Raw genomic sequence first — 11,151 nt, 5'->3', positions numbered from 1 at the left:
CGCGCCTGCGACCAGCTTTCCGCCGCCTACTTCGCCCAGGAAGGCAGGACTTGGCGTCCCCAGGTGGCGTTCGTGACGATGGCGAAGGAGCCGTACCAGGCCAGGAATGCGGTGACCAGGCCCAACCAGCCTCCGAGTTCGTGTATCAGCGTGCTGCCGGTGAAGGCGCCGATAGTCAGGCAGATGAAGGCCGCGGTCAGCATGGTGAACACGGCAACCAGCACGCCATTGGTGCGCAGGGCGGCGACCGTCATGTAGGCGGTGAAAATGGTCCACCCTAGAAGGAATGCACCGAGGCCCGCCGGGCCCGCCGCCTGCGCTACCTCCGGGTTGGTTTCCAGCCACCAGAAGGCCATCCAGAACGCGCCATAGGAAGTGAACGCGGTGGCGCCGAAGACATTGCCTTTCGCGAATTCGATGACGCCAGCAATCAACTGGACCACGCCACCGTAGAATAGGGCAATCGCCAGGACAGCGGCGCCAGCTTCTGGAATGATCCCGGCGTTGGACAGGCTCAGCGCAAAGGTCGTCAGCGCAAAGGCGCCCAATCCCAGTGCCGCGGGGTCAGCCAGGCCCGGCTTGGCCGGTGCGGCTGGTGAGGCGATTCCAATGGGGTCTTCTCGGGTCAGCAGTGCGGTCATGGCGGATACTCCATCGTGTCAGCGGTCAATTCAATCCACGCAAGTGATGCCGATCACTTGCCTTTAGCAGGTATCCTAAATTGATGGTGAGTCGGATCACTACCATCTAAAGGAGGTAGCCGGTGACCACTGATTCTTCACACGAAATAGCCCTTTTGGACCGCACGCTCAATACTTTGGCGGCACGCACCGGCCTGCCAGTTGCCTTTGGCGGTTTCGCCCGGTCCACGGGTACGAAGCTGACTTGTTTCGCAGGAACCCGTACCGGTTCGCTGCGAGGCCTGGTGGTCAAGCCCGGTGAGGGCCTAGGCGGCTTGGCGCTATCGCGGCGTCAATTGGCAGCCACGGATTCGTACCACGAGACCCCGGAAATCATTCACAGCTATGACCGGGAAATTGGCGGCGAGGGAATACTGGCCTTGCTGGCAGTACCGGTCGTGGTTGACGACCAGGTGCGTGCGCTGATCTATGCCGGACTGAGAAACCGCCGGCAGCTGACCGATGGAATGCTGTCCGCCGCCGCAGCAGAGGCCCGCCGGCTCGCCTGGGAACTATCGGTCCATGAAGAGACCCAGAGGCGCATGGCGGTGCTCAGTGCCTCCGAACCGCAAGCCGCGCACCCCTCGGACATGGCATTGAGCCAAGAAGATTTCAATGCGCTCTACACCGAGCTGCGCGATATTGCGCGGATGGTGCAGGATCCGGAACTCGCCGCCCGGCTCAGCACGGCCAGCACGATGCTGCGCCCAGGGCAGGGGCCGGCGCCGCGGGCAATCGACGGCCCCTCGATCCTTTCGCCGCGTGAGCTGGATGTGATTTCCCATCTGGCACTGGGCAAGCGCAACGCCTTGATTGCGACGCATCTGGGATTAGCCGAAAGCACCGTCAAAAGCTATTTGGCCTCGGCCGTGCGAAAGCTGGGTGCCACGAATCGCTTTGATGTGGTGTTGCGCGCTCGCAGCCGGGGCCTGATCCCCTAGGCGGCCATTCCGGGGACCCCGGGACCCGGGCTACGAGCCTCGCAACTGGCTTCAGCCGTTTACCAGCTGTAGAAGCCCTGGCCGGTCTTGCGTCCGAGCTTGCCCTGGGCCACCAGGTCCTTGAGGATCTGCGGCGGAGCGAAACGCTCCCCCAGAGTCTCGTGCAGGTACTGGGCAATGCCCAGGCGCACATCCAAACCGACAATGTCGGTGGTCTTCAGCGGGCCGGTAGGGTGCTTGTATCCCAGGACCATCGCGTTATCGATGTCTTCGGCACTGGCTACGCCGTCCTCGACCATGCGCATGGCTTCCAAGGCGATAGCCACGCCCAAGCGGGAAGAAGCGAACCCGGGAGCGTCATTGACCACCACTGCAGTCTTGCCCAGTGCTTGAACCCATCCGCGCGATGCGTCCACCAGGGTCTTATCGGTCTGCTTGCCGATCACGACCTCGATCAGGGTGGAGGCGGGAACCGGGTTGAAGAAGTGCAAGCCCAGGAAGTTCGCGGGACGCTGCAATTCCTTGGCCAAGCCGCTAACCGACAGCGACGAGGTGTTCGAAGCGAGCACCGCCTCGGCGTTCAGCGCCTGCTCCACGGCCTGCAGGGAAGAAACCTTCAGATCCCAGATTTCCGGAACGGCTTCAACCACCAGCTGCGCGCTGGCGAACTGCTCGTAGTCGGTGCTGGTGGAGAAACGGGCCAAAACCTCTTCGCGGCTTTCGCTGATCTGGCCACGGGCAATGGACTTGTCCACGGATCCGGCTACGCGCTCATAGGCCGCCTGCGCCGCCTCGTCGTCGCGTTCAACAACGAGAACTGCGCTGCCGCTGGTCAAGAAGGCGTGGGCGATGCCTGCACCCATGCGTCCTCCGCCGAGCACGCCCATCTGCTGCGGCAACGCACCGGTGGTGAAGCTGGTTTGTGCGCTCATGGTTACTTCTTCTTTCGATCTAGGAATGCTTGCATGCGGTCGAACTTGGCTTGGGACTCGAAAAGCATGCCCTGGGCCAAGGTATCGATCACCGGATGGACTTCGCGCGGAGCATGGAAGACGGACTTGGTGATGCGCACCGCCAGCGGATCCTGGGCTGCTATGCGATCTGCCAAGGCATCGGCGGCGGCATCCAGCTCGGCAGCCGGATGCAGTTCGGTCACCAGGTTGGCGGCCAGGCATTGCTCGCCGGTGAGCACCTTGCCAGCGAGCAGGATTTCCTTGGCCAGCGGCTCGCCGACCAGTTCCTTCAGGCGCCAGGTGGCGCCTGCGGCGGCCATGATGCCCAGATTCGTTTCCGGGTTGCCCATGCGCAGCTCAGGGGTGCCGATGCGGAAGTCCGCGGCGTAGGCCAGTTCGGCGCCCCCGCCCAGGGCGAAGCCGTCCAGTGCCGCAACCACCGGCATCGGCAACTTGGCGATCCTGTCGAAGATGCCCGAGTTGATCCCGGCGAGCGCGTCATCCCGGCGGCGTTCGCGCAACTGGGAAATATCGGCTCCGGAAGCGAAGATGCCCTTGCGCCCCTTGGGATTCGCTTCGCTCGCTGCCTCTGCGGGGGTGCCAGCCATAATCAGGATCTTGGGATTCTTCTCCAGATAATCGCAGATGGTGTGCAGCTCGTCGACCATGGCCTGGTCAATGGCGTTGCGGACCGCTGGGCGGTGCAGGCGCACCCAGAGGCGGTCATCTGTTTCCGTCAGCTTGAGGGTGGTGAACCCGCTGTTCAAATCGCCCACTTCTAGACGCCTTCCAGCAAGATCGCGGTGCCTTGGCCCACGCCAACGCACATGGTGGCAATGCCCAGCTTGCGCTGCTCGGAAGCCAGCTCCCGTTCCATGCGGCCCAGCAGGGTGATGACAATGCGGGAACCGCTGGAACCCAGCGGATGGCCCAGCGAGATGGCGCCGCCGTCGCGGTTGACGATTCCTGCATCGACCCCCAGCTCGCGCATGCTGGCCAGGGACTGGCTGGCGAAGGCTTCATTGATTTCCATGGCACCGATCTGGTCAATGCCCAGTCCCGCGCGTTCAAGTACCTTGCGGGTCGCCGGGACCGGTCCCATGCCCATGATTTCTGGTTCCAGGCCCGCGGCCTGCCCATCGACGATTCGGGCGCGCGGCGCCAGCCCGTACTTCTTGATGGCCCGTTCGGAGACTACGAGGATTGCCGACGCTCCGTCGTTCAGCGTCGACGCATTGCCAGCAGTGACGACGCTTCCTCCCTTGACTACCGGGCGCAGGGCGGAAAGCACATCCATGGTGGTCCCTGGCCGTGGTCCCTCGTCGGTGTCCACGATGCTCTCTGCCTTGCGTCCCTTGACGGTGACCGGAACGATTTCATCGCGGAAATGCCCGGCCTCGATGGCGGCAATGGCCTTGGCGTGGGATTCGACGGCGAACTGGTCGCAATCCTCACGCGAGATGTTGTAGACGCGGGCGACTTCCTCGGCGGTTTCCGGCATCGAGAAGGTGGCTTTGCCATCGCGCGAGTACTGGCCGGAGAGGAATTGCGGGTTGGTGAAGCGCCAGCCGATGGAGGTGTCGAAGGTTGCCCCCGGCTTGGCGAAGGCCTTGGAAGGCTTTTCCATGACCCAAGGTGCCCGCGACATGGATTCGGTGCCGCCGGCGATCACGATGTCCGCGGCGCCGGCCTTGATCATGTGGCTGGCCATCGTGATGGCGCTCATGCCCGAGGCGCAGAGGCGGTTGACCGTGATGCCCGGGACGGTCACGGGCAGGCCGGCCAGCAGCGCAGCCATGCGGGCAACATTGCGGTTCTCTTCGCCCGCGCCGTTGGCGTTTCCGTAGATGACTTCATCAACGTCGGCCGGATCGATGCCCGCGTCTTCAATGACTCGGCGAATAGTCAGCGCGGCCAGGTCATCGGGGCGCACGGCACTGAGCGCACCTCCATAACGGCCTACCGGCGTGCGTGCTCCACCTACGAGAAATGCCTCGGTCATCTGTGCTCCTTATGCCAAAATGGTTAGTGACCCTCAACACCTAAACTTACCGACCATTCGTTCAATAATAAAGTCGCGGGTCGCCGGATTTTCACAATTGACCATTTCCAGCCCGCCGGCACCACACGGCCGGGCCACGGGCCAACCCCCGTTCTGTCCGCAATTGCGGACAATCAATTCCATGTCAGTGGTTGATTTTGAAAATTGATTCGAATAGCCTCTGGTATTTAACCGACTCCGGGGAACGCCCGGATCGTGGACCGCGGCCAAGGCCATGAATTCCTACCTGGCCTTAGGGCGATCGGTCGACGGAAAGCTGAAAACAACGGAGCAGCAATGCAACCGGAACATAGCCAGCCAAACGACAACTCGAATGCACATAATTTCACTCCCGACCTGGACCATGACATCGGGCCGGACATGAACACGCAAGAAGGCCGGCAAGAAGTTCGCAAGGCCACCGCGGCATCGGCCATGGGCAACATGACCGAGTGGTTCGACTACGGTGTCTATGCCGTGGCCGTCACCTACATCACCGCCCATTTCTTCCCCACCGAGGGCGGCACCTTCATGGCCCTAGCCACCTTCGCCCTCTCCTTCCTGGTCCGCCCGATTGGCGGCCTGGTCTGGGGCCCGCTGGGCGACAAGCTGGGGCGCAAGAAAATCCTGGCCTTGACCATCATCATGATGTCGCTGGCCACCTTCCTCATCGGCATCCTGCCAACCTTCGAAGCCATTGGCGTCGCCGCTCCAATCCTGCTGGTGCTGCTGCGCATGGTCCAGGGCTTCTCCACCGGTGGCGAGTACGGCGGCGCGGCAACCTTCATGGCCGAGTATGCGCCCGATCGCAAACGCGGCTTCTTCGGTTCCTTCTTGGAATTCGGCACCTTGGGCGGTTTCGCCCTCGGCACCGCCGTGATGCTGGGCTTGCAGGTGGTGCTCAGCGAGGAAGCCATGATGGCTTACGGCTGGCGTATCCCATTCTTCCTCGCTTTGCCCATGGGCCTGATCGGCCTGTACCTGCGTAGCAGATTGGAGGACACACCGGTCTTCCAGGAGATGGAAGAATCCGGCGAAGCCCAGCAGGGCGGGTCGCTCAAGGAACTGGTATTCACCTACTGGCGCCCCATGCTGACCATGACCGGACTGGTCATCGCGCTGAACGTCGTGAACTACACGTTGCTCAGCTACATGCCGACGTACCTGGAAACCCAGTTGGGGCTGGACCCCAACGCTTCGCTGGCCACCATCCTGATAGGCGAGGTGGCCATGATGGCCGTTATTCCGTTTGCGGGCTCGCTTTCGGACAAGGTCGGACGCAAGCCAATGTGGTACGCCTCCGTCATTGGCCTGTTCGTGCTGGCAATACCGATGTTCTGGCTGATGGGCAAGTCCTTCGCCTGGGCCATTGTCGGCTTCGCCGTGCTGGGTCTGCTCTACATTCCGCAGTTGGCCACGATTACCGCGACGTTCCCGGCGATGTTCCCTTCGCAGGTGCGCTTCGCAGGATTCGCGATTACCTACAACATCGCTACGGCGGTCTTCGGCGGCACCGCCGCGATGGTCAACGAAGCGGCCATCAATGCCACCGGTTTCCTGCTCTTCCCGGCCATCTACATGATGGCAGCGTGCGTGATTGGTGCGATCGCCATCAAGTTCATGCCGGAGACCGCCGGCGCTTCGCTGCGCGGCACCGCGATTCCCGATGCCTTGGACACCGGCATCCTCGCCACGGTGCAGCGGGATGAAAACCGAACGTCCTGAGCCATCCAGCCGCCAAGGGGGCGCATCAGTTGAACTGCTCCCCTTGGCGGCTGGCGCATTGTCGCTGGCGGCCTAGAAATCGATGCCCACCCGGGCGTGCTTGCGAGCAAAATGCCATCCGCCCCACAACAGCAAGGCGAACACCGGAATTGTGGCGATCGTGTACAGCCCCACCGGGAAGACCTCGCCATTTTCCCCGGTCAAGGTATCGAAAGAAATCAGGACGGTGATAACCAGCAAGGAAATCAATCCGACCCAACCGGTAATGGGCGACCCGGGCATGGGCAGCGAGGAAACAGAGCCCTTTTTCTTGCGCAGCATGAGCTGGCATCCGAAAATCGAGGCCCAGGTGAACAGCACGCCGATGGATGCGGTATTCAAGGCAAGGTCGAAGGCGAAGGAATCACCGAGCCAGATGTTCAGGATGACGCCGGCAAGATAGACCACGCCCACGGTGATAATGCCGGTGGACGGAACAAAGTGCTTGTTCATCTTCGCGAGCCACTGCGGTGCATGCCCGTTGCCGCTCATGGTGCGCAGGATGCGGCCGATGGAATACAGGCCCGAGTTGCACGAGGACAGCGCAGCGGTAATCACCACCAGGTTCATCGCGCTGCCAACCCAGCCCAGGCCCATCTTCTCGAAGACCGTGACAAACGGGCTGACCCCGGATTCGTATTCGTTCCATGGCAGCACCATGGCCAGCAGGGAGACGCTGCCTACGTAGAAGACCAGGATGCGAACAACCACCGCACGGATTGCCGATGGAACTTCCTTTTCCGGGTTCTCCATCTCTCCGGCGGCAATGCCCACCAGTTCAATGGCGTTATAGGCGAAGATCACCGAGTTCAGAACCAGGATGCTGACGAAGAAACCACGGGGGAACATACCGCCCTCGCCGTTCTCATCGCCGATGAAGAGGTTGGCCACCGACGCGGTGTGGTCTCCCACCTGTGCGTTGGTCACCACCATGTATGTCCCCACGGCCAGGAACAGGACGATCGCGGTCACCTTGATGCAGGCTGCCCAGAACTCGAATTCTGCGAAAGCCTTGGCGCTGAAGAGGTTGATGGCCACCAGCAGCAGCAACGCGCAGAACGCGGAAACGGTTACCGGAACATTCGGGAAGAAATACTGGAAGTACAGGCCGATGGCGATCAGCTCGGCAATGCCGGTCATGATCCAATTCAGCACGTACATCCATCCGGAGATGAAGGCGCCTTTGGGGCCGAAGAGCTCAGCCGCATACGAGACGAAGGAACCGGAAGTCTGGCGGTATCATGATCAGTTCGCCCAGTGCCCGCATCAGCAGGTAGGCCAATGCGCCAGCTACCAGATAGGACAGCACCAGCGCCGGACCGGTCGAGGCCAGGCGCCCGCCGGAGCCCATGAACAGGCCCACACCGATGGCTCCGCCGATCGCGATCATCTGGACGTGGCGGCGGCTCAGGGATTTCTTGTAGCCCTCGGCGCTGATTTCCGGGGTTGCCGGGCGATGCTGACCAGATGGCATAGATGAACTCCTGACCTACGGACGCGTTCAATGAATCCGTGCAAAAATCGTGAAATGAATCCGGTGATTCACTGGATGGTCCAAGTCGTACGGGCGGGGATTCCACGCGCAACCGCGAGTCGGGCCGTGAAAAGTCTACTCCTCCTTTCTTAGAGTTCCGGACGAAACCGACTAGCATTCATAGGGTGAGTAGCCTGAATAATTCCGCATTGCCCGAGAAGGTCTCCGATGTCTTCGATCCAACGCGCTGGCGCGTGGTCGAGGGATTCGACTTCACCGACATCACTTACCATCGCCAGGTCCAGCGAGCCGACGATGGAAGCATCGTGCGCGACCTTCCGACCGTGCGCATCGCTTTCGACCGCCCCGAGGTGCGCAACGCCTTCCGCCCGCACACCGTGGACGAGCTGTTCCGCGCCATGGACCATGCCCGCATGACCAGCGACGTGGCCACCGTCCTGCTGACCGGCAATGGCCCCTCGGAAAAGGACGGCGGACACGCATTCTGCTCCGGCGGCGACCAGCGCATCCGCGGCCGTGACGGCTACCGCTATGCCGAAGGCGAGACCCGCGAATCCATCGACCCGGCGCGTGCCGGGCGCCTGCATATCCTGGAAGTCCAGCGCCTGATGCGCACCATGCCCAAGGTTGTCCTCTGCGTTGTCAACGGCTGGGCTGCCGGTGGCGGCCATTCGCTGCACGTGGTTTCGGATCTGACCATTGCCTCGAAGCAGAACGGCAAGTTCAAGCAGACCGACGCTACCGTCGGTTCCTTCGATGCCGGATACGGTTCGGCATTGCTCGCCCGCCAGGTCGGGCAGAAGACCGCCCGCGAAATCTTCTTCCTTGCCCGCGAGTACTCGGCCGATGACATGGTCCGCATGGGCGCCGTCAACGAGTCGGTAGAGCATGAACGCCTCGAAGAGGTGGCCCTGGAGTACGCTGCCGACATCGCCCGCCAGTCCCCGCAGGCCATCCGCATGCTGAAGTTCGCTTTCAACCTGGCCGATGACGGCTTGGCCGGCCAGCAGGTCTTCGCTGGCGAAGCCACCCGCATGGCGTACATGACTGATGAGGCAGTAGAAGGACGCGACGCGTTCCTGGGCAAGCGCGACCCGGATTGGTCCAACTACCCTTACTACTTCTAATCTTCCGCGACGGAACGAGGACCGGATATGGACGAACAACTCTCTGAACTGCTCGCAGCCTTGGCTACGGCAGCCAATGACGGGGGCCCGGCTGTTGAGGTATTGCTCGATGAGGGCAACCCCAACGGCTGGCGCATCGAGTACTTGGCGCCACAGGACCTGCCAGGTTTCGAGCAGCCCATGGCAGTGGTGCGGACTTCCGGTTCCACCGGCCGGGCCAAGCGCACGGTGCTCAGCGTTTCGGCGTTGGCATCCAGTGCGCAGGCCACGGCCGAGTTCCTCGGCTTCGAAGGCCAGTGGCTGCTGGCCTTGCCGGTGCACTATGTCGCGGGGCTGAGCGTGCTGACGCGTTCATTGTTCGCCGGCACCAAGCCCGTGGTGATGGACACCGAGGGCAGTTTCTCGGCCACGGCATTCACCGAAGCCGCCAATCAAATGATCGACTCCCGCCGGATCACCTCGCTGGTTCCAACCCAGCTTGCCCGGCTGCTGGATAACCCGGCGCCAGAAACCTTGCAGGCGCTGAAGCGTTTCGACGCCATCCTCTTGGGCGGCGCGCGAGCCAGCAAGGACCTGCTGGTCAGCGCCCGCCACCATGGGCTGAAGATTTTCCAGACCTATGGGTCCTCGGAAACTTCCGGCGGCCTGGTCTACAACGGCACGGCCCTTCCCGGCGTGCAGCTGGCAGCGCATGAGGGGCGCATCTGGGTCGCCGGCCCCATGCTCGCCGACGGATACGCCAACTCCCCCGAAGCCACCGCCGAGCACTTCATTGAACGCGATGGTGTCCGCTGGTACGTCACCGATGACCTGGGCACCGTTGAAAAACAGCGCTTGAAGATCATCGGACGCATCGATGATGTGATCAATACCGGGGGCATCAAGCTTTCGGCATCGAAGATTGAAGGGCTGCTGGAAGAATTCTTCACGCAGGCAATCGTGGTCCCGGTACCCGATCCGCAATGGGGCCACAGCGTCGGCCTGGCCTATGCGGGCCCGACCAATACCGCCGATGCCTTCGAAGCGGTGCGCCGGACCTTGGGCAAGGAAGCGGTGCCCAAGCACGTGCGCCACTACCCTCTTGGCTTGCCGCAGCTGCCTAATGGCAAGTTCAATCGACAGCTGGTCATCGAAGAACTGGCCGTTCGCGACTAGTCTCGATTCGCCTTGCACGCCTAATCGCGGGAAACTAGAGGGTACGAGTTTCCGCTTGCCCTGAAAGGACAGAAAGTGGCCACACTTTCCCAGTGGGTTTCTGGGGCGCGTTTGCGCACCTTGCCTATCGTCATTGCCCCGGTTGTCATCGGTACCGCAGCCGCGCTGGGCGAAACTGGAACCGTTCATTGGTTCCGTTTCGTCTTGGCTCTGCTGGTGGGCCTGCTGCTCCAGGTCGGAGTGAACTACTCCAACGACTACTCGGACGGCATCCGAGGCACCGATGACGAACGCGTCGGCCCGCTGCGCCTGACCGGTTCCAAGCTCACCGAGCCGAAGAACGTGCGCAATGCCGCTTTCGGCTGCTTCGGGCTAGCCGCCATCTTCGGCCTCGTGCTAGTCATCATTTCTTCCTCGTGGCCGCTGCTGCTGGTAGGCGTCGCCGCGATCTTCGCCGCTTGGGGCTACACCGGCGGCAAGAACCCGTACGGCTACCGCGGCTTGGGCGATATTTACGTTTTCATCTTCTTCGGCTTGGTCGCCACCTTGGGTACCACCTTCACCCAGATCAACCAGCTGACCATGGCTTCGCTGTGGGGTGCCATCGGCACCGGCCTGATTGGCTGCGCCCTGCTGATGGCCAATAATGTGCGAGACATTCCTACCGATAAAGAGGTGGGGAAGATTACCTTGGCGGTGCGCCTTGGCGAACACAATGCCCGCTTGAGCTACGTGCTGATGCTGGCGGTAGCCATCCTGCTCCCCTTGCTGGCCACCAGCGCCTTCCCGTGGATGTGGCTGGTCCTGCTCACCTTCGTTCCTGCAGTGGCACCATCGCTGCTGATGCTTCGCGAGCAGCAGCTGCCAAAGCTGGTGCTGGTGCTCAAGCAGACCGGCATGGTCAATGTCGTGTATGCGGTGCTCTTCTCCTTGGCTATCGCCATCGAGGTTTTGGCCTAGCCACCGCTGCAGAAGGAAAAACGAGATGGGCTGGC

Annotated in this window: 9 protein-coding genes and 1 pseudogene; 5 read left to right on the top strand and 5 right to left on the bottom strand. The window is 62.1% G+C overall.

The window, feature by feature from the left end; translation table 11 throughout:
* Positions 1-26: 26 nt before the first annotated feature.
* Positions 27-641, bottom strand: coding sequence for an acetate uptake transporter (locus ACNPN0_RS02355; RefSeq protein ID WP_434693132.1), 615 nt, complete (start codon positions 639-641; stop codon positions 27-29).
* Positions 642-763: 122 nt separating this feature from the next.
* Here ACNPN0_RS02355 and ACNPN0_RS02350 point away from each other — a divergent pair, with 122 nt between their 5' ends.
* Positions 764-1,621: a LuxR C-terminal-related transcriptional regulator gene (locus ACNPN0_RS02350; protein WP_434693134.1), complete on the top strand. Its 858-nt coding sequence runs from the start codon at positions 764-766 to the stop codon at positions 1,619-1,621.
* 59 nt (positions 1,622-1,680) lie between these two features.
* On the opposite strand, the gene ACNPN0_RS02345 is transcribed toward ACNPN0_RS02350, so the two are convergent.
* Genes ACNPN0_RS02345 through ACNPN0_RS02335 form a run of 3 tightly spaced genes read right to left on the bottom strand, consistent with a single transcriptional unit; the run spans position 1,681 to position 4,576 of the window.
* Positions 1,681-2,553, bottom strand: coding sequence for a 3-hydroxyacyl-CoA dehydrogenase NAD-binding domain-containing protein (locus ACNPN0_RS02345; protein WP_434693137.1), 873 nt, complete (start codon positions 2,551-2,553; stop codon positions 1,681-1,683).
* A 2-nt stretch (positions 2,554-2,555) separates the two neighbouring features.
* The gene (locus ACNPN0_RS02340; protein WP_332594626.1) at positions 2,556-3,350 is read right to left on the bottom strand and encodes an enoyl-CoA hydratase/isomerase family protein; all 795 of its coding nucleotides are present in this window, start codon (positions 3,348-3,350) and stop codon (positions 2,556-2,558) included.
* A gap of 2 nt (positions 3,351-3,352) precedes the next feature.
* Positions 3,353-4,576, bottom strand: a complete 1,224-nt coding sequence (locus tag ACNPN0_RS02335) for a thiolase family protein (RefSeq protein ID WP_105656942.1) — start codon at positions 4,574-4,576, stop codon at positions 3,353-3,355.
* A gap of 336 nt (positions 4,577-4,912) precedes the next feature.
* Between ACNPN0_RS02335 and ACNPN0_RS02330 the strand changes: the two genes are divergently transcribed.
* Positions 4,913-6,340: an MFS transporter gene (locus ACNPN0_RS02330; RefSeq protein ID WP_434693142.1), complete on the top strand. Its 1,428-nt coding sequence runs from the start codon at positions 4,913-4,915 to the stop codon at positions 6,338-6,340.
* 72 nt (positions 6,341-6,412) lie between these two features.
* On the opposite strand, the pseudogene ACNPN0_RS02325 reads toward ACNPN0_RS02330, so the two are convergent.
* Positions 6,413-7,853 (bottom strand): annotated as a pseudogene (locus ACNPN0_RS02325) (amino acid permease).
* Positions 7,854-8,038: 185 nt separating this feature from the next.
* Here ACNPN0_RS02325 and ACNPN0_RS02320 point away from each other — a divergent pair.
* The 3 genes from ACNPN0_RS02320 to ACNPN0_RS02310 all read left to right on the top strand — a co-directional run bounded on the left by ACNPN0_RS02320 (position 8,039) and on the right by ACNPN0_RS02310 (position 11,116).
* Complete coding sequence (locus ACNPN0_RS02320) at positions 8,039-9,001, top strand: 1,4-dihydroxy-2-naphthoyl-CoA synthase (RefSeq protein ID WP_402695857.1); 963 nt, start codon at positions 8,039-8,041, stop codon at positions 8,999-9,001.
* 27 nt (positions 9,002-9,028) lie between these two features.
* A complete protein-coding gene (locus ACNPN0_RS02315; protein ID WP_434693146.1) occupies positions 9,029-10,156 on the top strand; it encodes an AMP-binding protein in 1,128 nt (375 codons plus the stop codon).
* Positions 10,157-10,231: 75 nt separating this feature from the next.
* The gene (locus ACNPN0_RS02310) at positions 10,232-11,116 is read left to right on the top strand and encodes a 1,4-dihydroxy-2-naphthoate polyprenyltransferase (RefSeq protein ID WP_332502785.1); all 885 of its coding nucleotides are present in this window, start codon (positions 10,232-10,234) and stop codon (positions 11,114-11,116) included.
* Positions 11,117-11,151 lie beyond the last annotated feature (35 nt).

This window comes from Glutamicibacter sp. AGC84 (assembly GCF_053543575.1).
The sequence above is the reverse complement of the archived record's forward strand: the minus strand, read 5'-3'. Positions and strand labels throughout refer to the sequence as shown.